Here is a 23,626-nt window from a genome sequence, read left to right on the forward strand (position 1 = left end):
GATTGTTGCTGAGACGCCATGTACAGCTTTCCGATTGAATACGTAGAGCCGGTTTTCCGGCCACCGAGTGAAGCCAAATCGCTGATACTGCCGGTCACCAACGGGTGCTCCTGGAACCAGTGCACGTTCTGTGAAATGTACACCCAACCCCAGAAAAAATTCCGGGCGCGCAAGCCCGACGATATTCGTCGGGATATTGCCCGGGCTGCTGAAGCCTTCGAATCCGTACCGAGGGTATTTCTCGCAGATGGCGACGCCATGGTGCTTCCAACGCGCCGGTTATTGGAGATTCTGGCAGACTTGAAGCAGGCTCTCCCCGGCCTGCGCAGGGTGTCGAGTTACTGTTTACCCCGCAACCTCGCTAAAAAATCCGTGGAAGAACTCGTCGAATTGCGGGAAGCCGGGTTGGGAATTCTGTACGTAGGCATGGAATCCGGCGACGATGAAGTGCTTCGCCGGATCAACAAGGGCGAAACCTGGGAGTCTACCCGGTCGGCTCTGGCGAAAATAAAGCAGGCGGGGCTGACCAGCTCTGTGATGGTGCTCAACGGTCTGGGGGGCGAGCTGCTCTCCCGGCAGCACGCCATCAACACAGCCACTCTCTGCAACGAGACTCAGCCCGATTACCTGTCCACCCTGGTGGTCAGCTTTCCCCAGGGAGAGGAGCGCTTCCGCGCCGGTTTCGGTGACGACTTCGTCCCCCTGAGCCAGCAAGGTCTGTTTGAAGAGATTCGGGTGTTTCTCGAGCACCTGGAACTGGAGAACACGATATTCCGTAGTGACCACGCATCCAATTATCTGGTACTCAAAGGCACCCTTGGGCGCGATAAGCAGCGACTTCTTGGCGAGGTTGACCTTGCCATTCGTGACCCCGGCGCTGCGCCGTTGCGTGCCGAATGGATGCGCGGTCTGTAACCTGGGAGTTTCCGCCAATGAATATGAAGCCTGATGATATCGAACAATCGGTACAGCAACACAGCAGCGCAAAGGGGCTTCCGCCACTGCACCAGTGGCATCCGGAGTTGTCTGGTGACATGGACCTGGTGATCACCCGCGACGGCCAGTGGCTTTACCAGGGCGCGCCGATCGCGCGTGAAGCCACGGTTAAACTGTTCTCAACCATTTTGCGCCGGGAAGAGGACGGGCACCATTACCTGGTCACGCCGGTCGAGAAATGGCGCATCCAGGTTGAAGATACCCCGTTGTTGGCGCATTCCCTGGAGCGTAAAGGAGAGGGCGCCGGGCAAGTGCTCTCGCTGACCACCAATGTGGGTGAAGTCCTTGAGATAGGGCCTGAGCATCCCCTGGCGGTGATGCAGTACCCGAACAGCGATGAACCCCGGCCCGTGGTGCATGTCCGCCACGGCATTGAGGCCCGATTGGTGACGGCGGCCTTCTACGAGCTGGCAGGCCTGATGGAAGAGCAGCAGGAGAGTGGCGTAACCCGGTACGGCGTGCTTAGTCACGGAAAATTCTGGAAAATCGGGCAGGGCGGTTGAAAACCGCGAACTCGCCTCTATGAATAGGGTAGAAAACGCAGTCTGTCACTTGTTAAACTGTGTTTTCATACTTGTTACCGAGCCTGGCTCTCTAACGAGGCCTGGTGGTCGTTAGTCCCTCTGTGCAGTATGGCTGTTCACGAACACTTTCGATTGCCTACAATCCAAATACACAGTCATTGCGACACGCAAGGAGATCACATGGCCCAACCTCGTGTTGTCACCATCCATTACACGCTCACTAACGACCAGGGAGAGCAACTCGATTCCTCCCGTGTAGAAGGCCGTGAGCCGCTGTCTTACCTGGAAGGTGCACAAAACATTATCGGTGGACTGGAAAGTGCGCTGAACGAAAAGAACGCAGGCGATCAGGTGAAAGTATCCGTTGCTCCCGCTGAAGGTTACGGCGAAGTTAACGAAGAACTGATCCAGCCGGTTCCGCGCTCTGCCTTTGAAGGCGTAGACACCATCGAGCCGGGCATGCAGTTCCAGGCTCAGACTCCGGGCGGTCCCCAGATCGTTCGTGTTGTGGAAGTCAGCGACGAAACCGTCACAATCGATGCCAACCACCCGCTGGCGGGGCAGACTCTGCACTTCGACGTAGAAGTGGTAGAAGCTCGCGAAGCAACTGACGAAGAGCAGGAGCACGGCCACGTGCACTGATCTCTTCCGAGAGGTTGATCAAAAAACGGCTCCTGCGGGAGCCGTTCTTTTTTGGTTTTTTTGTGGCAAAAAAAATACCGGAGGCGAGCTCCGGTACTTTCTGGCTAGTCTACTCGTTTACATGTTCGGGTAGTTCGGGCCGCCACCGCCTTCCGGCGTTACCCAGGTAATGTTCTGGGCAGGATCCTTGATGTCACAGGTCTTGCAGTGAACACAGTTCTGGGCGTTGATCTGGAACTTCTTGCCGCTGCCGTCGTCTTTCTCGACCACTTCGTATACGCCGGCCGGGCAGTAACGCTGCGCAGGCTCGTCGTACTTGGGCAGGTTGTCCTTCAGCGGAATGTCCGGATCGGTCAGCTTCAGGTGAACCGGCTGATCTTCCTCATGGTTGGTGTTGGAGATGAACACCGAGGACAGGCGGTCAAACGTCAGCTTGTTATCCGGCTTCGGATAGTCGATCTTCTTGCACTCAGACGCCGGCTTCAGGGTGGCGTAGTCCGGAGTCGTGTCGTGGAAGGTGATCGGCAGGCTGCCGCGCAGAATGTTCTGCTCGAAGAAGGCAATGGCACCGCCGACAATGTTGCCGAATTTGTGCATGGCCGGGCCGAAGTTACGCTCGGCGTAGAGCTCCTTGTACAGCCAGCTGTCTTCGAAACGCTTCTGGAAGCTGGTGATTTCCTCACCGGTTTTGCCTTCCTTGAGAGCTTCGAATACAGCTTCCGCGCCCAGCAGGCCAGATTTCATGGCGGTGTGGGAGCCTTTGATCTTGGAACTGTTCAGGGTGCCGGCATCACAACCCAGCAACAGACCGCCCGGGAAGCTCATCTTCGGCAGGGCGTTGTAGCCGCCTTTGGCAATCGCGCGGGCGCCGTAGGCAACACGCTTGCCGCCTTCCAGGTATTTCTTGATCTCCGGATGGTACTTGAGACGCTGGAACTCCTCGAACGGGCTCAGGTGCGGGTTGCTGTAAGACAGATCGGTGATCAGGCCGACATAAACCTGGCCGTTTTCCAGGTGATACAGGAAAGAGCCGCCGGTAGAGCCGGATTCATTCAGCGGCCAGCCGGTGGTGTGAACCACCAGGCCTGGCTCGTGTTTGGCCGGGTCGATGTCCCACAACTCTTTGATGCCGATACCGTAGTGCTGAGGGTCCTTGCCTTCGTCCAGCTTGTAATCCTTGATCAGCTGCTTGCCCAGATGACCACGACAGCCTTCAGTAAACAGGGTGTACTTGGCGCGCAGTTCCATACCCGGCATATAGCCGTCTTTCTTGGAACCGTCACGGGCAACGCCCATATCACCGGTGATAATACCTTTTACCTGACCATCTTCAACGATGGTTTCAGCTGCGGCAAAGCCCGGGTAAACCTCGACACCCAGCTGTTCGGCCTGCTCAGCCAGCCAGCGGCACAGGTTGCCCAGGCTGATGATGTAGTTGCCGTGGTTGTGCATGTTCTTGGGCACAAAGGCATTGGGTACTTTGGTGGCCTTTTCCTGATTCTTCAGCAGGAAAATGTCATCACGGGTAACCGGGGTGTTCAGGGGGGCGCCTTTCTCTTTCCAGTCCGGGAAGAGTTCGTTCAGGGCCGTGGGCTCGAATACGGTGCCGGCGAGGATGTGCGCGCCGATCTCAGAACCTTTTTCAACCACACAAACGGTCAGTTCTTCGCCGGCTTCCTGCGCCAGTTGCATCACGCGGCAGGCTGCCGACAGGCCCGCAGGGCCGCCGCCGACGATCAGAACATCAAATTCCATCGATTCGCGTTCCACGTTGGTCTCCTCAAACAGCTTTTTTTAGTGGGTGTTGTATGCCCGCAGGCCTAACTCAATTCATTCAGGGGCGACATCATACCGATAAAAATGCCTATAGACGACAGCCCCGAGCCCTGAATACGGGCCCTTTGTCCCGAAAGGATAACGTATTTCAGGAATCAAACAAACGTTTGTTTGAAATTTGCGTTTACCTTTGGCATTGTACGTATACACCGAAATGTCGTGTGTTTTGAGTCGATTTTTAGTATCGTCTCATTGCCAGGCCGGGTCAACCCGGTCTATTGGCTGTGAAGGCAGTCCTGATGCGTCGAATGGGGCTATTGACCCTGTAGACAGTAGCCTGCAGTATTACTGCGCACTATCCAGCAGGCTCCCCGTTAAGGATTGCGAGTCATTAAACCCATCGTAGAAGAACGAGGAATCTATGAAGGTTCTGGTCGCTGTAAAACGAGTTATCGACTACAACGTGAAGGTGCGCGTCAAGCCGGACAACACCGGTGTTGACCTCGCCAACGTCAAGATGGCAATGAACCCGTTCTGCGAAATCGCTGTTGAAGAAGCGGTTCGTCTGAAAGAGAAGGGCGTTGCCAGTGAAATCGTTGTTGTATCCATTGGACCGAAAGCTGCTCAGGAGCAAATCCGTACTGCTCTGGCTCTGGGTGCTGACCGTGGTATCCACATCGAGACTGACGAAGAAGTTCAGTCCCTCGAAGCGGCCAAGCTGCTGAAGGCTGTCGTTGAGAAAGAAGAGCCGAAGCTGGTTATTCTTGGTAAACAGTCCATCGATTCCGACAACAACCAGACCGGCCAGATGCTGGCTGCTCTGACTGGCATGGGCCAGGGCACTTTCGCTTCCGAAGTGGTTGTTGATGGCGAAAAGGTAAACGTAACCCGTGAAGTAGACGGCGGTCTGGTGACTGTTGCTCTGAACCTGCCTGCGGTTGTTACCACTGACCTGCGCCTGAACGAGCCGCGCTACGCTTCTCTGCCGAACATCATGAAAGCCAAGAAGAAGCCGCTGGACTCCATGTCTCCGGCTGATCTGGGTGTTGAAATCGCCCCGCGCCTGACCACACTGAAAGTCGAAGCTCCGGCTGCACGCCAGGCTGGTATCAAGGTGGCTGACGTAGCTGAGCTGGTGGATAAACTGAAGAACGAAGCGAAGGTGATCTAAATGAGCATCCTGGTAATTGCTGAACACGACAACAGCAGCCTCAAGCAGGCTACCCTGAATGTTGTAGCGGCTGCCAAGGCCATCGGTGGTGACATCGACGTGCTGGTTGCCGGTGAGAACGTAGGCGCCGTCGCTGAAGCCGCTGCCAAGGCAGAAGGCGTGAACAAGGTACTGGTTGCCGACAACGCTGCCTACGGTCATTTCCTGGCCGAAAACCTGGGCGAACTGGTTGCCGAAGTAGGTAAAGGCTACAGCCACATCCTGGCGGCTGCCGGTACTACCGGTAAAGACTTCATGCCGCGCGTTGCTGCGCTGCTGGACGTTGCTCAGGTGTCTGACATCGTGCGCGTTGAATCCGAGGACACTTTTGTTCGTCCGATCTACGCGGGTAACGCCATCGCCACTGTTAAGGCAAACGACGCCATCAAGGTTATCACGGTACGCCCGACCGGTTTCGACCCGGTAGCTGCCGAAGGTGGTTCCGCATCCGTTGAGCAACTGGACGTTGTAAAAGACGCCGGCCTGTCTTCCTTCGTTGGTGAAGAGAAAGCCCAGTCTGACCGTCCGGACCTGGCTTCTGCCGGTATCGTTATCTCCGGTGGCCGCGGCATGCAGAACGGTGACAACTTCAAGATGCTGGAGCAGGTTGCTGATCTGATGGGCGCTGCCGTTGGTGCATCCCGCGCCGCGGTTGACGCTGGTTTCGTACCCAACGACATGCAGGTTGGCCAGACCGGTAAGATCGTCGCTCCGCAGCTGTACATCGCGGTCGGCATTTCCGGCGCCATCCAGCACCTGGCCGGTATGTCTGATTCCAAGGTGATCGTTGCGATCAACAAGGATGAAGAAGCACCGATCTTCCAGGTTGCTGATTACGGCCTGGTTGCGGATCTGTTTGAAGCCGTACCGCAGTTGGAAGAAGAGCTGAAGAAAGTCCTGTAACTTTCTGATAGTTGGATCAAAAAAGGCGCCTCAGGGCGCCTTTTTTGGTTTTGACGCAATGCGCTTTTCCGCTTTGCTGATAATCAGTGTGTCTGCCAGGATGTGCAGGGCGCGATTGGTGGTTCTCACCGCCTGATAAACCTGCTCACTTTTCTGGTGATGGGTTTGCCGGGCTTTGCGGGTGCTGTCTTTGAACTCCTCATCCTTGGAGAACATGTCGATCAGACCGAAGGTGGTGTTGGCTATCGCCTTATGAACCTTCTCAACCGCAGAAGCGCCGCCAGAGACGGTATCTTCGAGAAGTCGGGCCCGGTTGCGCACTTCCGCCAGGTCCATCCTGCTCTTCTGGATGGCGCTGCGGGCCGCAATTCGATGGGCATTGAGGATCAGTAACCGTTTTCGGGTTTGGTTCGACAGACGGAACCCCGAAAAAAGAAGCGTTGCAGCGCCGGCGAGGCAAATGATGATTAGAACCTGAGAGACCATAGCCGTGCTCCTCAGCGATACTCAATGTGCATTTCGACGTCGATATCCCGCTCAAACAGCTCGCTTTCCAGTTCTTTCATGACTTCCTGATAGACCATTTTCCGGGTCATAACCGGCAGTTTGTCTGCCAGCGCCCGGCCGGTTCGCGATTCGCGCTTTGCCAGGGCAATCGGATCCAGCACCCTCAACGTAAGCACCAGTTCCGGTTCGCGATGGATATCACTGATATCCTCGTTCTCGAGCATGTTGTTGATCATTTTGCGCTGTTCAAGCAGTTGCCAAAGCAGCAGACCGCTGATGGCCAGCAATATCAGGCTTGTGATGGTCAGAAAGATGATCAAGGGATGCCTCCACACTTGTGTCATTATGCGCCACAGTGTGCAACAAGCTGTATGACAAACGATTGGCCGGCCGGACGCCTGTCATGGTGTATCCGGGAAAGTCGTGCCGGTTTTAAACCTGTTACCATCAATTCAATGAAACTCGAAAGGAATCCAATATGGTCTGGATAAAGGCGTTTGTTGCGGGCTTTCTGGCAACACTGATTTTCCATCAGGGGCTATTTGCCGTGTTTTACCTGGCAGGTGCCGTACCCGCAGCGCCATTTAACCTTACTCCCGTGCCGCCATTGGGGGTACCATCGGTGATCTCCCTGGCATTTTTCGGCGGGTTATGGGGTGTCGCGATATGGGCCATCGCCGGCCGCCTGAAAGGAGCGTTGTATTGGCTCGGCCATGTGATACTGGGTGCCGCTGGCCCAACCGCCGTAGCGATGCTGGTTGTCTTTCCGATGAAGGGTTTGGCAGTATCAGCCCAGACTTGGGTAGGTGGTCTCATTCTTAACGGCTTCTGGGGGCTGGGAGTGGCCGTATTTATGGTGCTGATGGCAGCAAAAGCGTCTCGCCAACCCTGACCGATCCGAGATATTCGTATACGCAAACCAAAAAGGACATGTAATGACGAATTCCAAGCAGGCAGACTATGATCTGGTGGTATTTGGTGCCACCAGCTTTGTGGGCCAGATTCTGACCCGATACCTGGTAGAGAACTATGGCGCGGCCGGCAAGGTGAAGTGGGCTATCGCTGGCCGTTCAGAGGGCAAACTGAATGCCCTCAAAGCCGAACTGGGTGCGCAGGCTGCGGACTTGCCGGTTCTGGTGGCTGACGCGGCCGATGATTCGGCACTGGCGGGCATGTGCCGGCAGACCCGCGTGGTGATCTCCACCGTTGGCCCATACGCCCTTTATGGTGAACCGCTGATCAAGGCCTGCGTGGACACTGGCACCGATTATTGCGACCTGACCGGTGAGGTGCAGTGGATTCGCCGGATGGTCGAGGGCTATGAAGCCCAGGCCAGGAAAACCGGTGCACGAATTGTCCATTGCTGCGGTTTCGACTCAATACCGTCCGATATGGGCGTCTGGTTCCTGCAGCAGCAGGCTGAGAAAGCCTTCGGCAAGACCTGCCAGGACGTGCGCATGCGGGTTAAGGTCGCCAAGGGTGGTTTGTCCGGTGGCACCGTGGCATCCATGATTAACGTGGCCAAAGAAGCCGGCGCGGATCCGAAACTGCGCAAGGAGCTGGCCAATCCCTTCTCGATCTGCCCGGAGGGCCACCGCTCCAAGGTACGCCAGCCCAGCCTGAAAACCGCAGAGTACGACAAAGACTTTGACGTGTGGCTGGCGCCGTTCGTGATGGGCGCCATCAACACCCGCGTGGTGCACCGTTCAAATGCGCTTCAGAAGGCCCGTTACGGTCAGGAGTTCACGTACGACGAGGCCATGATGACCGGAAAGGGCGCCAAAGGCCGCCTGACCGCTTACGGCATCACCGCCGCACTCGGCGCTTTCTTTACCGCTTCCGCCATCAAGCCTACCCGGTGGGTGGTTGAGAAGCTGGTGCCCAAGCCTGGTGAGGGCCCGAGCCCGGAAGACCAGGAAAACGGCTTCTATGACCTGCGTTTTGTGGGGCGTACCACAGACGGCAAGACCATCATCACCAAAGTCACCGGCGACCGGGATCCGGGTTACGGTTCCACGGCCAAAATGCTTGGTGAGGCGGGGCTGTGCCTGGCGTTTGATTTGTCAGACGATGACCAGGGCGGTTTCTGGACGCCGGCTTCCATGCTGGATGGCAAACTGCTGGAGCGACTGACCAGCAAAGCGGGCCTGACCTTCGACGTGCTGGAAACCCGCTGAGGGTCAGTTCAGGTGCAGGGTATGGCCGGAGGAAGGCAATAGCGCCTCCGGTCCATGCCCCAGGCAGATTACCGCCCGATCTTCCAGCCATCGATTGATCTGGGGAGCGATGCGCTCCCTGGTGTCTGTATCCACGCCGGTAAACGGTTCATCCAGAATCACCAGAGGCGCCGTGCTCAACAGAACCCTCGCCAGCACCAGCCGCCTTGCCTCACCACCAGAAAGCCGGTTACCGGCACTGCCCAGCCAGGTGGATAAACCTTCCGTTTCACGGGCAAACCTGTCTGCCAGCTCTACCAGTTCCAGAACACGCCATAGATCGCCATCGGTAGCATTGGGGTTGCCCAATAACAGGTTGGCTTTAACCGTGTCTTCGAACACCACCGTTGCCTGTGTGAGATAGGCGCAGGGCAGGGAGGCGAGCTTCCCTTGCCGGGGCGGAATGACGCCGGCGAAGGTATCCGCCAGGGTGGACTTACCGGAGCCCGAGGCGCCAACAATACCGAGGCGTTCTCCCGCGCCAACCTTGAGGCTGAAATGGGTCAGAACCGGCGGCAGCCCTGGGTGGCCAACCGAGAGATCCCGCACTTCCAGTGCATTAGCGGTGGTTTCTGCCGGCTGCCTGCCAAGGGCTGGAGAATACTCGGTTCCCGGAGCGGGCTGCACCTCCTGGTTCAGACGCCGGGCTGCAGACAGAGTGGCGCCGAGCTTGGCGAAGGCATCGGGCAGCATGGCATAGACCTCCAGCAGTCCCATCAGAGCGATGGGCAGCAGAACCAGCACGGGACCGGTTACCGATCCCTGGTCAAACAGGGTAATACCAACCCACAGTGTCACCACAACCGCCAGATTCACGATTAACTGTGTGGCTGCCTGGTGCCATCCGGCATGGCTATCCACCCTGGCCTGGGTTCTGGACATTGACAGCGCTTGCCTCATCAAACGGCCGGAGTGCTTGCCCGTGCGCCCGGCCGCAGTGAGTTCGGCAAAGCCTTCCAGGTGTTCAATAACATCGCCACGGAGTTTCTCCTGCTGGTCACTTAGCTGGCCTGATAGGTGTTTTGTACCGGCGAACACTCGCCAGCTGGAAAGCAAGAGAGCCGTCGCCATCATTACCAGAAGCATCAGGGCCAATGAACCCGAGAACAGCAGCCAGGCGGAGAGCACCAGCAACACGCTGACGACCCCGGCCAGGGCCGTGGGCGCTATCACCCGAAGGTACAGGGTATCCAGGGCATCCACATCTGCCGTTAGCCTGGATAACCACTGGGCGCCAGATTTCTGGCCCCGATCACGGTGGCCGGCTTCGGCCATTCGGTTAAACAGGGCAACACGAATATCGGTTAGCAACTGCAGTACCGTGTTGTGGTTGTATACCCGTTCAAGATAGCGGGAGACCGTGCGGGACACCGCGAAAAATCTTATGCCGCCGCCCGGAACGTACAGGTTGATGTAGGCTTGTGTGCCAGCGGCCAGCAGCAGGCCCACCAGTGCGGTCTCGGTCAGAAACCAGCCCGACAAGGCCAACAACCCGATACCGGAGAGCAGGGTAGCCAGTAACAACAGGGCACCAACCACCAGGCGGCCGCGCCGCTGAAGAATCAGGTCCAGCCAGGGCTTGAGCTCACGCATGGCGAACCTCGCCGTCATTGACAATCAGCACCTGGTCCGCGAGGGCCAGCAGGGCCTGGTGGTGTGTTGAGAAAACCAGCGTTTTGCCTGCTTCCGCCAGTTTGTGAAGCGCTTCCAGAACCAGAATCTCGCTTGTCGCATCGAGCCCGGCTGTGGGTTCATCCAGCAGGATCAGGTCGTAATCCGCCAGGAAAATACGTGCCAGGCTAAGCCTGCGAGCCTGCCCGCCGGACAACCCCTGGCCATCTTCTCCAATCAAACTGTGAATACCCTGGTCCCGGCTTTCAAGCACACTGCCCAGGCCCACCAGGCGCAGCGCGTTCTCAATGGCAATGTCTGAGGCCTCCGGACTGGTCAGGCGGAGGTTGTCTGCCCAGGAGCCCTGTATCCAGAACCCGCGCTGGCCAAGCCAGCCAAACGGGCACTGGCCGGGTGCCTGGCCGAACACACTGATGGTACCGCTATCTGGCTGGATAAACCCCGCCATCAAGTGTAGCAAAGAGGACTTTCCGCCTCCGGAGGCCCCGGTCAGCGCAACCGCCTTTCCACGCTCGATGGTCAGGTCAAGGTTGGCGAGTACCGGCTTGCCGCCCTGGTAGCTGAGGGTGACGTTTTCCAGGCTAAGACCATGATCCGGCAACGATGCGGGCTTGTCGGATGCAGGCTCCCCGCCAACGGGGGTTGCCAGCCGAGCAAGGATTTCAGCGCCGGCGCCAAGAGCAGCGGCCCGGTCGTGGTAGTGTTGGGACAGCGTTCGCAGCGGCTGGAAGAACTCCGGCGCCAGCAACAGAATCAACAAACCGGAAAAAAGTGTGAGGTCCGCGCTGGGACCGTAAGTGATATAGCCCAGCAAACCAAAACCAATGTAGATGGCAATAACGGCAATGGCGACGGAGGCAAAAAACTCCAGTACAGCGGAAGAAAGAAAGGCCACCTTGAGGGTTTTCATGGTGATCTTGCGGTATTGGTCAGACCGCCGATGCAGGGTGCGGGAAGCATCCTCCGTCTGACGAAACAATTGCAGGGTTGTGAGGCCGCGGACCTTGTCCAGAAACTGGCCTGATAATCGACTGATGGTCTCGAAATGCTGCTGGTTGACCTTCTCGGCACCCATTCCCACCAGTGCCATGAAGATCGGAATCAGCGGCGCGGAAAGCAGCAAAAAAATGCCCGCAAGCCAGTCCAGCCAGAACACCAGAATCAGAATGGCCAGTGGCACAATCACCGACAACGACATTTGCGGCAGGAAGCGGGCGAAATAGCCATGTAATGCTTCCACATGGTCCAGCCATTCCCGGGCCAGGGTGCCGGCGGAGCTGTCGGCGAGCGCTACCGGGCCGGCATCCCGCCAGTGGCGGTGAATCTGTCGTCGGGCATCGCGCCGCACCTGTTCGCTACAGCGCGCCGCAAATTGTGTCTGGAAACCCTGGCCCAGGGTGCGAACCAGCAGTGTGGCCACCAGGGCGACGAACCAGGGTGCGAGAGTAGGCGCATTCTGGCCCTCAATGACGATTTGATGCACCAGCCAGGCCAGCAGAGCCATCTGAACGATGGTTGCCAGCCCGACCAGTGCTCCGGCTACGACCGTGGCGCGAATCCACCGCTGGTTTTTACGGGCTAGCCCGGAAAGCCATTGGCGAATATCAGCCTGAGCCGGTTCCGCCACTCAGTGGTACCCCTCACCAGCACGGACCTTGCCGCGGAATACCCAGTAGGTCCAGGCGGTGTAAGTCAGCACGATGGGGATAACGAATAGCAGCCCCAGCAGCAGGAACAGCTGCGATTCATAGGCGGAGGCGGCATCCCACAGGGTGTACTCCGGGGGAACCACATAGGGCCAGCGGCTGACAATCAGGCCAAGATATGTGGTGATAAACAGCCCCATGGTCGCTACAAAGGGCATGCCCTCGAATCGATTGCGCACCGAGCGCCAGATCTGGAACGCACAGAGCAGAGTCAGTGCCGGCAGAACCCAGATTACTGTGATGTGATCAAACCAGCGCTCACGCACCATGTCATCCACGAACGGGGTCCATACGCTGATGATGGCGAAGATCACGAGCACCGCGATCAGCAGAGGTGTAGTAATACGGTATGCCCACTCCTGCAACCGGCCTTCCGTCTTCATGATAAGCCAGGTGGAGCCCAGCAAGGCATAACCGGCAAGCAGGCCAAGACCGGTCAACACCGTAAAGGGTGTCAGCCAGTCAAGAGCGCCACCGGAGTAGGCACCGTTGGTAGTTTCAAAGCCCTGGATATAGGCGCCAACCACAGCACCCTGAGCAAAAGCAGCGATGGTGGAGCCGCCGGCAAAGGCCCAGTTCCAGAGGTAGCGGGAGGTCCTGGCCTTAAACCGAAACTCGAAGGCTACACCCCGGAAAATCAATCCGGCAAGCATCAGAAATACGCCAATATAGAGCGCAGGCAGGATGATGGAATATACCAGCGGGAAGGCTGCTAACAAGCCGGCGCCACCAAGCACCAGCCAGGTTTCGTTGCCATCCCATACCGGAGCTACGGTATTCATCATGGTGTCTCGGTCGGTCTCCGTTGGGGCGAAGGGGAACAGGATGCCCACACCCAGATCGAAACCATCCATCAACACATACATGATCACGCCGAAGCCAATAATGAATGCCCAGATCAAAGACAGGTTAAAAAGTTCCATGATCAAAGACCTCCTTTATCAGCGGCCGGCCGGGCATGACTAACGGCACCTGAGCCGGATTCAATTTCAAACGGCACATGGGCGGCAGACAGGGGCCGTGCAGGGCGGTCAGATTCGTGCTCACCTTCGTCTTCGTCTTCGTCTTCCAGGCCTACATAGAGCACCCGTAGCAGATAGTAGACGCCGGCGCTGAAGACAAGTCCATACACCACGACATAGCCAATCAGGGTGAACAGAGCCATGCCCCCGGTAAGCGACGGTGTCAGTGCCTCGGCCTGGTTCATCATGCCATACACCAACCAGGGCGAACGGCCTATCTCAGTCACAAACCATCCTGCAATCACCGCAATAAACGGGGTGATACTCATGAACCGCAAACCCTGAAGGAACCAGCGCTTCTGGTAATAGGCGCCATTGCGTCTGAGCAACAGACCAGCGAGGGCAAAGGCAATCATCAACAGTCCCAGGCCAACCATCACCCGGAAAGACCAGAACACGACACCCACTGGCGGCTGCTCTTCTACCGCAACCTCGTTCAGGCCAGGCACCTCACCATCCCATTCGTGGGTCAGGATAAAGCTGGCCAGGTTAGGAATACCAATCTCGAACCGGTTGGTCTGGTTTTCCTGGTCGGGAATAGCAAACAGCAGCAGCGGCACGTTTCGAGAGGTTTCCCAATTACCTTCCATGGCTGCGACTTTGACCGGTTGATGCTCCATGGTATTCAAACCATGAAGATCACCAATCACCGCCTGGATCGGGGCCAGGAACAACAACATCCACAGGCACATAGACAAGGCCTTGCGGTTTGCTTCCACCTCTCGCCCACGAAGCAGGTACCAGGCGCTGACGCCAGCTACCACAAAGCCACCAGTCAGGAACGACGCCACAACCATGTGGGCGAACCTGTAGGGGAAGGAGGGGTTGAATATCGCCTGAGACCAGGAGGTGACATGGAATACGCCGTCTCTCAATTCCACACCCGCGGGTGTGTGCATCCAACTGTTGGCAGACAAAATCCAGAACGACGAAATAAAGGTGCCAACCGCCACCATAATGGCTGCGAACAGGTGAACGCCCGCCGGCACCTTATGACGACCGAAAAGGAGCACACCCAGAAATGCGGCCTCCAGGAAAAACGCCGTGATCACCTCATAGCTAAGCATGGGGCCGAGGAAGTTGGCTGAGGCCTGGGAGAAGTTGCTCCAATTGGTACCGAACTGAAACGACATCACGATGCCGGATACCACTCCCATCCCGAATGCCACGGCAAACACCTTGGTCCAGAAGGCGGACAGTTTTTCCCACAGCGGATTGCCGGTTTTGAACGCCAGGCCTTCAAGGACAGCAATGAAAGACGCCAGACCGATGGAAAACACCGGAAAAATGGCGTGAAATGACACCACAAATGCGAACTGGATTCGCGATAGGATGAGAGGATCGAGCTCCATAGTACCTCCGGTAACTCAAACATAGTCAAAAAACGGGTCAGCGCGCCCGTTCAGCCGCTGCCTTGGCTCATCTTGTCTATTGTTATTACCGGCAGTTCATTACGATGCTACGCAAATTGTAGCAATAATGGATGGGGCAGTTTGTCGCACCCGTTGATCAAAAGCAATTATGGTGAGCCGCATGAGCTTTTACGAGGATAGAGTGTTACCTCACATTATCGACAAGGCATGCTCTATGGGGCAGGTAATGAAACTCCGCAGCGAGATTGTACCGAGGGCCCGTGGCAGAGTGCTGGAGGTTGGTATGGGCTCCGGAATCAACCTGGAGTTTTATGACCAGAGCCAGGTTGAAATGGTCTATGGCCTGGAGCCCTCGGAAGGGATGAGGCGCAAAGCATTACCAAATCTTAACCGCTCGCCCATCGCGGTGGAGTGGTTGGACCTGCCCGGTGAAAAGATTCCGCTTGAGGACAACTCCGTGGATACGGTATTGCTGACGTTCACGCTCTGCACGATCCCGGACTGGCATGCGGCTTTGCTGCAGATGAAACGGGTACTGAAGCCCGGCGGCGACCTTTTGTTCCTGGAACACGGGGAGTCTCCCCATGAAACCGTCCGAAAATGGCAGCATCGCATAACCCCGGGCTGGAAAATGTTCGCGGGTGGTTGCCACCTTAACCGACAAATTGCAGATCTTATTCGCCACGCCGGCTTTGAGATTCAGGAGCTGGAAAACCTGTACATGCCCAATGCGCCGAAGATAGCCGGGTTCATCTACAAAGGGCGCGCCATCAAGCCGGTTTGATTCAAGTTGGCGGGAAAGTGAGCGATCAGGGCTGAGGTAGTGGAACAGAATTGCGTTACGCCATCGGGCCTTATACAATTCCGCCCTTCAAGAATCTCCCCTCCGATGCCCGGATGGTGAAATTGGTAGACACAAGAGACTTAAAATCTCTCGGCCGCAAGGCCGTGCCGGTTCGATTCCGGCTCCGGGCACCACTATTATTTCTCTTTGCTTAAATCCGGACACAAAAAAACCGCTACATCAGCAATTGGAGTGCCTGGGCTTGAAATTCCTTGGATTAACGAAAGGAAAGCGGGAAGTTGCCACTCAATTCATCACTGATCCTGCTCAGCTCTTTCCTCGGGCTCCTGGTACTGTGATTCCTGGGCAGGCATTACCGGGCGTATCTGGTTGATATCGCCGGTGGGCACCCTGGGGTCATCTTTTATCAATACTATGAGGGCGCCACCCAGGATCAGGACCAGAAGTGCTATTTTGATCAGTACATTGCGAGACATAGATTCTCCTGTTTGCGTTCGCCTCCTATTACCCTGAGGGCTCTGGCGGTAATTACAAGCATTGTCCGAAGGTCGGTTCGACACAGGCGCAGGGTTTGGTGATACTGCCCGGAAGTGTTTTGAGGGAGGAGCAGGCTATGACACAAGCAACCGGTAATCTGGTGCGACAGCGCACAGAGAATGGCATCACCACCGTAACGCTGAGCCATCCGGAGCGGCGAAACAGTCTGTCGATGGCCATGCTGGAGGCATTGTCAGATGTTTTTACAGCCATAGAACAGGATTCCGAAACCCGTGTGGTGGTACTAGCTGCCGAGGGGCACGTATTCTGCGCGGGGCATGATCTGCGGGAGATGCGTTCGCAGTTCGACAGCCATGAATTTCAGCTGGCACTGTTTCAGCAATGTAGCAAGGTAATGCAGCAGATCGTGAACCTGCCGCAGCCGGTGATCGCCAGGGTGGCCGGGGTAGCCACGGCGGCCGGTTGCCAGTTGGTTGCCAGCTGTGATCTGGCCGTGGCGGAGCAAGGGGCCCGGTTTGCCACTCCCGGCGTGAATATTGGCTTGTTCTGTTCCACGCCAATGGTGGCGTTGTCCCGAAACGTTTCCCGCAAGCACGCCATGGAAATGCTGCTGACCGGGGAGATGATTGATGCGCCCAGGGCGGAAGCCATCGGGCTGGTCAACCGGGTGGTCGCTGCCGACGTTCTGGATGAGACGGTGTACCGAATGGCGGCAACGATTGCCAGTAAGTCCGGGCATACCCAGAAAATTGGCAAATCTGCGTTCTATCGCCAACTGGAAATGCCGTTATCGGAAGCCTATGAATACACCGCTGAGGTGATGGCGGCGAACGCCTGCACGGATGATGCCCGGGAAGGGATCTCGGCCTTTCTGGAAAAGCGCGATCCGGACTGGAAGCACCGATAACCCTATCCTGCCTATGGCTGGCACGCCTCTGCTGCTGGCCAGAGCAGTTGGTCGCCCGGAGTTATGTTCCGGGCGGCGAAGTACCCCTCGTTCATTTCCACTGCATTCCAGAACGGTTCCCCTGAGGGATAAGTGGGGCAGTTCCGGCCTTCGGATGAGGGGCAGGGAGTCATGGTTCGGATGCTCACGATAACGCCCTGTTGATCAAGATACGCGATGTCCAGGGGAATCAGGGTCTGGTACATCCAGAACCCATGGTTGGCTGAGCGTTCAGCCTGGTAAGTGAACAACATGCCGGCATCCTCTGGCAGTGTGGCTCTGTTCATCAGCCCCCGTTGCCGTTGCTTGTCCTTACTGGCCACCTCAAGCACCACTGTATGGTGTTGGCTGTCTGAGAGAAAGCAGGCCTCAAGCGTGGGTAGTGTTTCTGGCGCGTCAGCCAACCCTGCCGGCGCCCAGCCTGCCGCCACCAGCGTGACGACAGCGGCAATCCGCCACGTGTTCATGTGCGCAACCGGTAACCGGTTTTGAAGATCCACCACACGGCGACCATACACAAAGCCAGGAAGACCAGGGTCATACCCACGCTGATCGCCACATGCACATCTGCCACGCCATAGAAGGCCCAGCGGAAACCGCTGATCAGGTACACCACCGGGTTGAACAGGCTGATGGTTTGCCAGATGTCGGGCAGCATGTCGATGGAGTAGAAGGTGCCGCCCAGGAACACCAGAGGCGTGACAATCATCATGGGTACAATCTGCAGTTTTTCAAAACCGTCCGCCCAGATGCCGATGATGAAACCGAACAGGCTGAAGGTAATGGACGTCAGTACCAGGAACGAGAGCATCCAGAATGGATGCAGAACCGAGTAATCCACGAACAGCCGGGCGGTGGCCAGGATGATAAGGCCGAGGATGACAGCCTTGGTGGCGGCGGCGCCCACGTAGCCGAGCACAATCTCGAAATACGAGACTGGCGCAGACAGCACCTCATAGATAGTGCCGGAGAACTTGGGCATATAGATACCGAAGGAGGCGTTGGAAATGCTTTGCATCAAAAGTGACAGCATCACCAGCCCTGGGATGATGTAGGCGCCGTAGTCGATACCGCCGATCTCGCCCATGCGAGAGCCGATGGCTGAGCCGAACACCACGAAATACAGGCAAGTGGAGATCACCGGCGACAGCACACTCTGCATGACGGTGCGTTTCATGCGCGCCATCTCGAACTTGTAGATTGCTTTTACACCGTACAGATTCATTACGCTCTCCATTCGTACCGGCGGCTATTCGTGCACCAGGCCAACAAATATTTCTTCCAGCGAACTTTCCCGGGTTTGCAGATCCCGGTATTCAATACCCAGATCCCCGAGGGTGCGAAGCAGGCGGGCAACGCCGGCCTGCTGTTGCTGGGCGTCGAAGGTATAGATCAACTGGTAGCCGTCATCGGATAACTCGACCGGCTCCAGGGTAAGCTCGCCGGGAATCTTGTCCAGCTTGTTCTGGAGGTGCAGGCGCAACTCTTTCTTTCCGAGCTTGGACATCAGGCGATCTTTGTCTTCCACCAGGATGATTTCACCCTGGCGTATCACCCCGATGCGGTCCGCCATTTCTTCGGCTTCTTCAATGTAATGGGTGGTGAGAATGATGGTGGTGCCGGTCTCACGAAGTTTGCGCACCATTTCCCACATGTCACGGCGCAGTTCCACATCCACCCCGGCTGTGGGCTCGTCCAGGAACAGGATACGAGGCTCGTGAGACAGCGCCTTGGCAATCATCACCCGTCGTTTCATGCCGCCGGAGAGAGACATGATGCGGTTGTTGCGTTTGTCCCAGAGTGAAAGATCCTTCAATACCTTTTCGATGTGGGCGGGTTTGGGTGGTTTGCCGAACAGCCCACGGCTGAAAGACACCGCATGCCAGACCGTCTCAAAGGAATCGGTATTCAGCTCCTGAGGCACCAGGCCGATGGCCTCCCGGGCTTTGCGGTAGTCTTTCACGATATCGTGGCCGGCGGCTTTTACTTCGCCGTCGCCTTTGTTGACGATGCCGCAGATGATGGAGATCAGGGTGGTTTTGCCGGCACCGTTGGGGCCAAGCAAGGCGAAAATCTCACCGGGGTAGATTTCGAGGTTGACGTCTTTCAGGGCTTGAAAACCGTCGCCGTAGACCTTGTTCAAGTGCTTTACGGAAATGTCCGGTTGCACGGGCGTGTCCTGTTTTTTTGAGTGACTCAGACCAGAAAGCCCGACATTTTCTCATGCTGGCAGCAGTTTAGAAACCTTTGCTATGTCGGGATTTATCCCCATAATGCCCACTTCGGAACAACTGGGGGCGGAGAATGGTACGAGCCATCGTGATTGCAGGTTTAGTGGCGGGAGTAATTGTTTTTGCCCTGTTCGGTTCACGCCTGCTCGATACAGCGGCTGACACCACTGACCATCCCGAGTGCGATCTTCTGGCAGGTGAGTGTGGCTGGACCACCGAGCAGGGGGAATGGCAAGTGAGGTTGCAGGAGGCAGAAGAGGGCGCCCAAGGCATGGAATATGTTCTTCAGGTTTCCGTCCCGAAGGCACCTGACCGTTTTCTGGCTGTCCTGAAAGGCCAGTCGATGTACATGGGGGAGTATCCGGTGCCACTGGTACGGGAAGCTCCGCTTGAGTACCAGGCGAGGTTTGCCGCACCGTTCTGCACAACCGGCGCCGATATGATCTGGCGAATCGATTTTCAGGATGGTCAGGAAAGAATGGAAAATGTGCCCTGGACACTGGTGTTCAAAGCGCAAAAATAGTTAAATTCTGCAAAATTACAGTTATTTCCAGGGAATAGTGATGGATTACGGGGAAAGTGTTCAGAAGGTTCTACTGCGCAAGATTACGAAAGCCGAGCAGGACCTGTTACAGCTTAAACTGGATTACTGCCGGTTTGTTTTTGGCTTGTCTCATCGCGCCCGGGTAACCGCCAAGGGTAAAACCTGGCTTGTGCGCTCAGTAGACGTGCAGTCCATGACCTACACAGACGATGGCACGTTCACCAAGCCGACTGTCAGCGGCACTCCTGAAGAAGATGATACCGGGCGGGAGGTCGTTACCCTCGGCACCGATTGGGAATTGGCAACGGTCAAATAAACGCGTTGCCGGTCACCACCTCATAGAGGCTGAACGCCGGTGGTACGAACTGATGCTCCGCCCAGAACTCTGCTCCTTCCAAACCTGCACGATAACAGGCCAGCAGTTCGCAGCTTGAGGTAAGGGTGGCGATGGCCTGAACGGCCGCTGGCTGACGAATCCCGGTTTTCCGATGCACAATTCTGGCAACCAGCCCTGCAAGCGTGTCGTTATGGCGATTGGTACGTGGACTGAGAGCGCAGGCGGCGCCGTACAGCCAGGCAGCCATGTAGGCGCGCACCACCTCTGGAGCCTCTGTTAGCGCAAGTCCTTTGACCCGGCAGTCACGCTCTTGCAGTGCGGCCAGGATATGCAACTTGGTAAACAGTTCCGTTTTGTCGGAAGACTCCACTGATGGTGATTCCGACTTCGGCCGGGCAGGGTGTTCCGGGGCGGGCGATGGAGTAAACGGTGCTCCCTCAATACCGCCACCATTTCCGATAACGCCACCCTGAACCAGGGATTCCTGCCGAATGAGCGAAAACATTCGCAATCCCAGCAACGCCATCAAAATTACGAGCCCAACTTGGGTAATAACGACCAGTCCATTGACCATCATGGGTGTGCCTGCCTTTCAAACATTCGGTTAACTGCTGATGCTGCAAATTGTAACAGTGTGTAACTGAATGGCGAGCCAACTGGCCAGCAGAATGGATAAAAGCTCGTGACATACTCTGAAATTGTGAACGGTATCCCAGCGCTTTAGCAGGTGGGCATGGTTTGCAGTGCCAGTTTGCGACGTATGTAACGGCCGAGGATATCGACGCCAATGTTCAGCAAGGCCGTGATCAGAATGAGGATCATGGCGCGGTCAAACTGAATGTTCTGGATGGCGGAATCCACATAGAATCCCAGGGTGTAGATACCCAGAATGCCCAGAATCGCGGTTTCCCGCATGATGATTTCCCACCGGTAGAACAGAAACGCCAGGAACGATCGATAAACCCGGGGCACCAGTTCCCAGCTGTAGCGGGCGAAACCCTGTGGGGCGTCCGGGCGCAGGTGGATGGTGTTGGTCTGGCGGCCAATCAGGTGCCCGATGATGCCGCCGTTATGCAGCGCCAGGGCCACCACGGCTGGCAACATGGATGGCCCCCACAGCTGCAGCAGGATGTAAGCCAGAATGTATTCCGGGGTGGAACGGGCGATCACCAGGAACACGTGGCCGGAGGTGCGGCGCACCGGCCCGCCAAAGTGTTTCGAGATCAGCGGGAATGCCAGTAGCGACAGGATACCGGTGGCCACCAGGGCGATCTGGGTGAGTATCACCGTGTTCCATATTCCAGGCAAGGCCTCGCTGACCATTACATCACCCAGCCAGCTGGAGAAAGCCGCCAGGCCTTCGCCATTGCGCAGGGGGGCCGGCACTATGTCTTCGGTAAAGAAACGCTCTACATTACCCCAGACAATCGGAAAGCCTTCTCCCAGAAAGAACGGGGCGGCCAGTATATAGACAGGCAGCACTTTGGGCCTTACCCAGAGCGGCATGGTAGCGATCAAAACGTAAAACAGAATAAGCATCGCCCCGGCATCGGAATACATACCCTGGGAGAAGGATGACTCAAGATAGAAGCCAAGGGTAGGCAGCCCAACAAACCCGAGGATCGCGGAAGACCGCAATCCGCATTCAAGGCGATAAGCTGTGTAGGTGCGCAACTGAACCCAGCAGTCCGGTATCCGGGCGTACAGGAATGCGGCCACGGCATGGGTACCATTAGGCAGGAGCTGCGCCGGTTCCGGGTCAGACTCATCGAGTATTTCTGAATACACCTTGGCAAAGATGCCGGAGTAGGGAATGGCAATCGCCAATACCCCGGTCAGCGGATGAAAGCCAAAGAACTGCAGGAAGATCAGCGCCCAGAACAGTTCATGGATTGCCCGGATGAACGCGCAGAAAATCCGCACTGGCATAAAACGATACAAAAGCGCCAGCAGAAAGCCGAAAAAGCTTCCAAGAGTGACGCCTACAAAACCAAAGGCAACGGTGCGCAGCAGCGCGGTTAACAGGCCTTCGGTACTGAAAAAATTGGGCGTAACCACACCCAGAAAGAACTGCCCCAGGTCCCGCCATGGGTTGGCGGTGGTAATGGCAATGTCGGCAACCAGCAGACCTGCCAGGGCGATGGCAAGAAACAGAAAGCTGGCGCGAACGGTGGGGTACGAGAACATGTGGGGTGCCGGCGCTGCCTGTCAGTAAAGCGTCATGATATCAGACGCGTTCAATTTGCTGGCCGGTTGGTCCAGTGCTACCTGACCATCCTGAATACCCACTATCCGATTGCAGTAAGCAAGTGCCATATCCACATCGTGGAGTGCGATCACACTGGTGTTGAAGCGATCGATCAACGCATTCATAACCAGGTGAGCCATGGGGCCATCCAAAGCGGAAATGGGTTCATCGGCGAGCAATATCGGAGCATGCCGGTACAGGGCTCTGGCAATGGCAACCCGCTGGCGCTGGCCGCCAGAGAGCGAGGCCGTGGGGGCCCACTGCTTTTCAGCAATACCGAGCTGATTCAACAGTTCGCTGATGATGGCTCGGTCCTTGCGGAACGGCCGTAGCAGAGTGAGGGTGTTGTACCACAGCGGGTGTTGGTCCAATTGGCCCATAAACACATTGTGAAACACCGGCAGCGCATTGACCAGCCCAAGCCCTTGGGGCACCAGGGAGGCGTCACGGGTCAAACGTTCATACAGCAGTTTGATCAAGGTGGACTTGCCGGCACCGCTCTTGCCCACCAGGGCGACATGCTCTCCCTCATTTACCTTCAGAGACAGCGGGCCTATCACCCGCTTGTCTCCAAAACTTGCACTTAGCTGATCAAATGAAAAGCCTGACATCAATCGATGATTCCAATGTCTTTGGCAACGCTGCGAATGGGCTCATAATCGTCGTTGGAGGCGGGAATAAAGCCTTCACGGGGGAAGCTCTCCAGTAGCGCGGGGTCGTCCAGATCAAGCAGGGCCTTGCGAACCCTGTCCTTGAAGCCTTCTCCAAAACGGGCATCAACATCGCCACGGATCGTCCACTGGTAGTTGGGGAAGCCAGGGGTTTTCCAGATAATCCGGACGTCATCTGTGTTGACGTTGCCGTCCTCCAGTTCCTTCTCCCAAACTTTGTAGTTAAGGGCACCCACTTCATAGGTGCCGGATTCGACCAGCCTTAATGTGCGGGTATGGTTGCCGCTATAGCCAACACGGCTGAACACAGTTTCCGGCGCTTCGCCGAAACGCTGGCGAATGTGGTACTCGGGAATCAGGCGGCCGGAAGTCGAACCCTTGGAGCCAAACGTGAAAGTTTTGCCGCGAACGCCCTCGGGCAATTCGTCACCGCGCTCAAGACCGGTGCTCTTGTGGGCGATGAAGTAGTTGTAAAACGCCTGGTCTTCAACGCCCTGAGCCAGGGCTTCTGAGCCTGGAACCAATGCCCGGGCCTGAACACCCGACAACCCGCCAAACCAGGCCAGCTGTACCTGGTTGTTGCGGAACGCTGAGATGGCGGCGGCGTAGGACTTAACCGGAATATAGCGTACATCTACCTCCAGTTGCTCCGACAGGTAATCCGCAATGCCGCGGAATCGCTCCACGAGTTTGGTTTCGTCCTCATCGGGAATCGCGGTAAAGACAAATGTTTGTGCAGACACAGTGCCGGAGGCAAGCAGGATCAGGAAACCGGAAACAAGCCATTTCCGTATTTGCTTGGTGATCATAATCTTTCCTTCTCAAAGAGGGTGATGATG

The 23,626-nt window shown here is 56.7% G+C and carries 26 protein-coding genes and 1 tRNA gene; 12 read left to right on the top strand and 15 right to left on the bottom strand.

All coding sequences use genetic code 11. From position 1 onward, the window contains the following. Positions 1-18: 18 nt before the first annotated feature. From ASQ50_RS01035 to ASQ50_RS01045, 3 genes are all read left to right on the top strand, one after another. Positions 19-915 carry a radical SAM protein gene (locus ASQ50_RS01035; RefSeq protein WP_058089786.1) on the top strand — a complete coding sequence of 299 codons (897 nt, stop codon included), beginning with the start codon at positions 19-21 and terminating at the stop codon, positions 913-915. 17 nt (positions 916-932) lie between these two features. Continuing rightward, positions 933-1,499: a DUF1285 domain-containing protein gene (locus ASQ50_RS01040; protein WP_058089787.1), complete on the top strand. Its 567-nt coding sequence runs from the start codon at positions 933-935 to the stop codon at positions 1,497-1,499. Between the two features lie 201 nt (positions 1,500-1,700). Beyond that, positions 1,701-2,162, top strand: a complete 462-nt coding sequence (locus ASQ50_RS01045) for an FKBP-type peptidyl-prolyl cis-trans isomerase (protein ID WP_058089788.1) — start codon at positions 1,701-1,703, stop codon at positions 2,160-2,162. Positions 2,163-2,279: 117 nt separating this feature from the next. Here ASQ50_RS01045 and ASQ50_RS01050 read toward each other — a convergent pair whose 3' ends face one another. Then, positions 2,280-3,932: an electron transfer flavoprotein-ubiquinone oxidoreductase gene (locus tag ASQ50_RS01050; protein ID WP_058089789.1), complete on the bottom strand. Its 1,653-nt coding sequence runs from the start codon at positions 3,930-3,932 to the stop codon at positions 2,280-2,282. Positions 3,933-4,359: 427 nt separating this feature from the next. Between ASQ50_RS01050 and ASQ50_RS01055 the strand changes: the two genes are divergently transcribed. Further along, positions 4,360-5,109: an electron transfer flavoprotein subunit beta/FixA family protein gene (locus ASQ50_RS01055; RefSeq protein WP_058089790.1), complete on the top strand. Its 750-nt coding sequence runs from the start codon at positions 4,360-4,362 to the stop codon at positions 5,107-5,109. Further along, positions 5,110-6,051: an electron transfer flavoprotein subunit alpha/FixB family protein gene (locus tag ASQ50_RS01060; RefSeq protein WP_058089791.1), complete on the top strand. Its 942-nt coding sequence runs from the start codon at positions 5,110-5,112 to the stop codon at positions 6,049-6,051. A 30-nt stretch (positions 6,052-6,081) separates the two neighbouring features. Here ASQ50_RS01060 and ASQ50_RS01065 read toward each other — a convergent pair whose 3' ends face one another. Then, a complete protein-coding gene (locus ASQ50_RS01065; RefSeq protein ID WP_058089792.1) occupies positions 6,082-6,537 on the bottom strand; it encodes a hypothetical protein in 456 nt (151 codons plus the stop codon). 11 nt (positions 6,538-6,548) lie between these two features. After that, positions 6,549-6,878, bottom strand: coding sequence for a hypothetical protein (locus tag ASQ50_RS01070; protein ID WP_058089793.1), 330 nt, complete (start codon positions 6,876-6,878; stop codon positions 6,549-6,551). Positions 6,879-7,036: 158 nt separating this feature from the next. On the opposite strand from ASQ50_RS01070, the gene ASQ50_RS01075 reads away from it, so the two are divergent. Both ASQ50_RS01075 and ASQ50_RS01080 read left to right on the top strand, forming a co-directional pair. Beyond that, a complete protein-coding gene (locus tag ASQ50_RS01075; RefSeq protein ID WP_058089794.1) occupies positions 7,037-7,450 on the top strand; it encodes a hypothetical protein in 414 nt (137 codons plus the stop codon). A 43-nt stretch (positions 7,451-7,493) separates the two neighbouring features. After that, the gene (locus ASQ50_RS01080) at positions 7,494-8,735 is read left to right on the top strand and encodes a saccharopine dehydrogenase family protein (protein WP_058089795.1); all 1,242 of its coding nucleotides are present in this window, start codon (positions 7,494-7,496) and stop codon (positions 8,733-8,735) included. Positions 8,736-8,738: 3 nt separating this feature from the next. Here ASQ50_RS01080 and cydC read toward each other — a convergent pair whose 3' ends face one another. From cydC to ASQ50_RS01100, 4 genes are read right to left on the bottom strand one after another with little or no spacing between them, the layout of a single operon-like run. Beyond that, entirely contained in the window at positions 8,739-10,385 is a 1,647-nt protein-coding gene (cydC, locus tag ASQ50_RS01085; RefSeq protein WP_227513233.1) for a thiol reductant ABC exporter subunit CydC, read from the bottom strand. After that, complete coding sequence (gene cydD, locus ASQ50_RS01090; protein WP_058089797.1) at positions 10,360-12,033, bottom strand: thiol reductant ABC exporter subunit CydD; 1,674 nt, start codon at positions 12,031-12,033, stop codon at positions 10,360-10,362. Before cydD ends, cydC begins: the two co-directional genes overlap by 26 nt. After that, complete coding sequence (cydB, locus tag ASQ50_RS01095) at positions 12,034-13,035, bottom strand: cytochrome d ubiquinol oxidase subunit II (RefSeq protein ID WP_058089798.1); 1,002 nt, start codon at positions 13,033-13,035, stop codon at positions 12,034-12,036. Positions 13,036-13,037: 2 nt separating this feature from the next. Continuing rightward, on the bottom strand, positions 13,038-14,486 hold the full coding sequence (locus ASQ50_RS01100) for a cytochrome ubiquinol oxidase subunit I (RefSeq protein ID WP_058089799.1): 1,449 nt from the start codon (positions 14,484-14,486) through the stop codon (positions 13,038-13,040). Between the two features lie 181 nt (positions 14,487-14,667). Between ASQ50_RS01100 and ASQ50_RS01105 the strand changes: the two genes are divergently transcribed. Together ASQ50_RS01105 and ASQ50_RS01110 are read left to right on the top strand one after the other, a co-directional pair. After that, positions 14,668-15,291 (top strand): class I SAM-dependent methyltransferase, encoded by a 624-nt coding sequence (locus ASQ50_RS01105; protein WP_058089800.1) that lies wholly within the window; start codon positions 14,668-14,670, stop codon positions 15,289-15,291. Positions 15,292-15,398: 107 nt separating this feature from the next. Then, positions 15,399-15,485 (top strand) — tRNA-Leu (locus ASQ50_RS01110). A 120-nt stretch (positions 15,486-15,605) separates the two neighbouring features. Here ASQ50_RS01110 and ASQ50_RS01115 read toward each other — a convergent pair. Then, on the bottom strand, positions 15,606-15,788 hold the full coding sequence (locus ASQ50_RS01115; RefSeq protein ID WP_058089801.1) for a hypothetical protein: 183 nt from the start codon (positions 15,786-15,788) through the stop codon (positions 15,606-15,608). Positions 15,789-15,925: 137 nt separating this feature from the next. Here ASQ50_RS01115 and ASQ50_RS01120 point away from each other — a divergent pair, with 137 nt between their 5' ends. Further along, the gene (locus ASQ50_RS01120) at positions 15,926-16,717 is read left to right on the top strand and encodes an enoyl-CoA hydratase (RefSeq protein WP_058089802.1); all 792 of its coding nucleotides are present in this window, start codon (positions 15,926-15,928) and stop codon (positions 16,715-16,717) included. Between the two features lie 11 nt (positions 16,718-16,728). On the opposite strand, the gene ASQ50_RS01125 is transcribed toward ASQ50_RS01120, so the two are convergent. Genes ASQ50_RS01125 through ASQ50_RS01135 form a run of 3 tightly spaced genes read right to left on the bottom strand, consistent with a single transcriptional unit; the run spans position 16,729 to position 18,926 of the window. After that, positions 16,729-17,223 carry a DUF192 domain-containing protein gene (locus ASQ50_RS01125; RefSeq protein ID WP_058089803.1) on the bottom strand — a complete coding sequence of 165 codons (495 nt, stop codon included), beginning with the start codon at positions 17,221-17,223 and terminating at the stop codon, positions 16,729-16,731. Beyond that, positions 17,220-17,981 (bottom strand): ABC transporter permease, encoded by a 762-nt coding sequence (locus ASQ50_RS01130; RefSeq protein ID WP_058089804.1) that lies wholly within the window; start codon positions 17,979-17,981, stop codon positions 17,220-17,222. Before ASQ50_RS01130 ends, ASQ50_RS01125 begins: the two co-directional genes overlap by 4 nt. 24 nt (positions 17,982-18,005) lie before the next feature. Next, positions 18,006-18,926 carry an ABC transporter ATP-binding protein gene (locus ASQ50_RS01135; RefSeq protein WP_058089805.1) on the bottom strand — a complete coding sequence of 307 codons (921 nt, stop codon included), beginning with the start codon at positions 18,924-18,926 and terminating at the stop codon, positions 18,006-18,008. 134 nt (positions 18,927-19,060) lie between these two features. Here ASQ50_RS01135 and ASQ50_RS01140 point away from each other — a divergent pair, with 134 nt between their 5' ends. Beyond that, complete coding sequence (locus ASQ50_RS01140) at positions 19,061-19,510, top strand: hypothetical protein (protein ID WP_058089806.1); 450 nt, start codon at positions 19,061-19,063, stop codon at positions 19,508-19,510. A 40-nt stretch (positions 19,511-19,550) separates the two neighbouring features. Further along, on the top strand, positions 19,551-19,847 hold the full coding sequence (locus ASQ50_RS01145; RefSeq protein WP_058089807.1) for a hypothetical protein: 297 nt from the start codon (positions 19,551-19,553) through the stop codon (positions 19,845-19,847). Here the strand turns inward: ASQ50_RS01145 and ASQ50_RS01150 are convergent. From ASQ50_RS01150 to ASQ50_RS01165, 4 genes are all read right to left on the bottom strand, one after another. Then, positions 19,840-20,373, bottom strand: coding sequence for a hypothetical protein (locus tag ASQ50_RS01150; RefSeq protein WP_227513234.1), 534 nt, complete (start codon positions 20,371-20,373; stop codon positions 19,840-19,842). The genes ASQ50_RS01145 and ASQ50_RS01150 overlap by 8 nt on opposite strands. Positions 20,374-20,588: 215 nt before the next feature. Next, positions 20,589-22,055 (bottom strand): PhnE/PtxC family ABC transporter permease, encoded by a 1,467-nt coding sequence (locus ASQ50_RS01155; protein WP_058089809.1) that lies wholly within the window; start codon positions 22,053-22,055, stop codon positions 20,589-20,591. A 21-nt stretch (positions 22,056-22,076) separates the two neighbouring features. Continuing rightward, on the bottom strand, positions 22,077-22,727 hold the full coding sequence (locus ASQ50_RS01160; RefSeq protein ID WP_058089810.1) for a phosphonate ABC transporter ATP-binding protein: 651 nt from the start codon (positions 22,725-22,727) through the stop codon (positions 22,077-22,079). Next, complete coding sequence (locus ASQ50_RS01165; RefSeq protein ID WP_058089811.1) at positions 22,727-23,596, bottom strand: putative selenate ABC transporter substrate-binding protein; 870 nt, start codon at positions 23,594-23,596, stop codon at positions 22,727-22,729. The genes ASQ50_RS01160 and ASQ50_RS01165 overlap by 1 nt, the downstream gene beginning before the upstream one ends. Positions 23,597-23,626 lie beyond the last annotated feature (30 nt).

The sequence above is a fragment of the Marinobacter sp. LQ44 genome, from assembly GCF_001447155.2.
In the GTDB taxonomy this organism is placed as follows: Bacteria; Pseudomonadota; Gammaproteobacteria; order Pseudomonadales; family Oleiphilaceae; genus Marinobacter.

What these genes read in the sequence shown, in the direction of transcription:
- ASQ50_RS01080 (WP_058089795.1), top strand. Translation starts at nt 7,494, where the DNA reads ATGACGAATTCCAAGCAGGCAGACTATGATCTGGTGGTATTTGGTGCC.
- ASQ50_RS01065 (WP_058089792.1), bottom strand. Translation starts at nt 6,537, where the DNA reads ATGGTCTCTCAGGTTCTAATCATCATTTGCCTCGCCGGCGCTGCAACG.
- ASQ50_RS01140 (WP_058089806.1), top strand. Translation starts at nt 19,061, where the DNA reads ATGGTACGAGCCATCGTGATTGCAGGTTTAGTGGCGGGAGTAATTGTT.
- ASQ50_RS01035 (WP_058089786.1), top strand. Translation starts at nt 19, where the DNA reads ATGTACAGCTTTCCGATTGAATACGTAGAGCCGGTTTTCCGGCCACCG.
- ASQ50_RS01150 (WP_227513234.1), bottom strand. Translation starts at nt 20,373, where the DNA reads ATGTTTTCGCTCATTCGGCAGGAATCCCTGGTTCAGGGTGGCGTTATC.
- cydB (WP_058089798.1), bottom strand. Translation starts at nt 13,035, where the DNA reads ATGGAACTTTTTAACCTGTCTTTGATCTGGGCATTCATTATTGGCTTC.
- ASQ50_RS01160 (WP_058089810.1), bottom strand. Translation starts at nt 22,727, where the DNA reads ATGTCAGGCTTTTCATTTGATCAGCTAAGTGCAAGTTTTGGAGACAAG.
- ASQ50_RS01145 (WP_058089807.1), top strand. Translation starts at nt 19,551, where the DNA reads ATGGATTACGGGGAAAGTGTTCAGAAGGTTCTACTGCGCAAGATTACG.
- ASQ50_RS01045 (WP_058089788.1), top strand. Translation starts at nt 1,701, where the DNA reads ATGGCCCAACCTCGTGTTGTCACCATCCATTACACGCTCACTAACGAC.
- ASQ50_RS01115 (WP_058089801.1), bottom strand. Translation starts at nt 15,788, where the DNA reads ATGTCTCGCAATGTACTGATCAAAATAGCACTTCTGGTCCTGATCCTG.
- ASQ50_RS01075 (WP_058089794.1), top strand. Translation starts at nt 7,037, where the DNA reads ATGGTCTGGATAAAGGCGTTTGTTGCGGGCTTTCTGGCAACACTGATT.
- ASQ50_RS01060 (WP_058089791.1), top strand. Translation starts at nt 5,110, where the DNA reads ATGAGCATCCTGGTAATTGCTGAACACGACAACAGCAGCCTCAAGCAG.
- ASQ50_RS01105 (WP_058089800.1), top strand. Translation starts at nt 14,668, where the DNA reads ATGAGCTTTTACGAGGATAGAGTGTTACCTCACATTATCGACAAGGCA.
- ASQ50_RS01040 (WP_058089787.1), top strand. Translation starts at nt 933, where the DNA reads ATGAATATGAAGCCTGATGATATCGAACAATCGGTACAGCAACACAGC.
- ASQ50_RS01125 (WP_058089803.1), bottom strand. Translation starts at nt 17,223, where the DNA reads ATGAACACGTGGCGGATTGCCGCTGTCGTCACGCTGGTGGCGGCAGGC.
- ASQ50_RS01055 (WP_058089790.1), top strand. Translation starts at nt 4,360, where the DNA reads ATGAAGGTTCTGGTCGCTGTAAAACGAGTTATCGACTACAACGTGAAG.
- ASQ50_RS01165 (WP_058089811.1), bottom strand. Translation starts at nt 23,596, where the DNA reads ATGATCACCAAGCAAATACGGAAATGGCTTGTTTCCGGTTTCCTGATC.
- ASQ50_RS01120 (WP_058089802.1), top strand. Translation starts at nt 15,926, where the DNA reads ATGACACAAGCAACCGGTAATCTGGTGCGACAGCGCACAGAGAATGGC.
- ASQ50_RS01155 (WP_058089809.1), bottom strand. Translation starts at nt 22,055, where the DNA reads ATGTTCTCGTACCCCACCGTTCGCGCCAGCTTTCTGTTTCTTGCCATC.
- ASQ50_RS01100 (WP_058089799.1), bottom strand. Translation starts at nt 14,486, where the DNA reads ATGGAGCTCGATCCTCTCATCCTATCGCGAATCCAGTTCGCATTTGTG.
- ASQ50_RS01130 (WP_058089804.1), bottom strand. Translation starts at nt 17,981, where the DNA reads ATGAATCTGTACGGTGTAAAAGCAATCTACAAGTTCGAGATGGCGCGC.
- cydC (WP_227513233.1), bottom strand. Translation starts at nt 10,385, where the DNA reads ATGACGGCGAGGTTCGCCATGCGTGAGCTCAAGCCCTGGCTGGACCTG.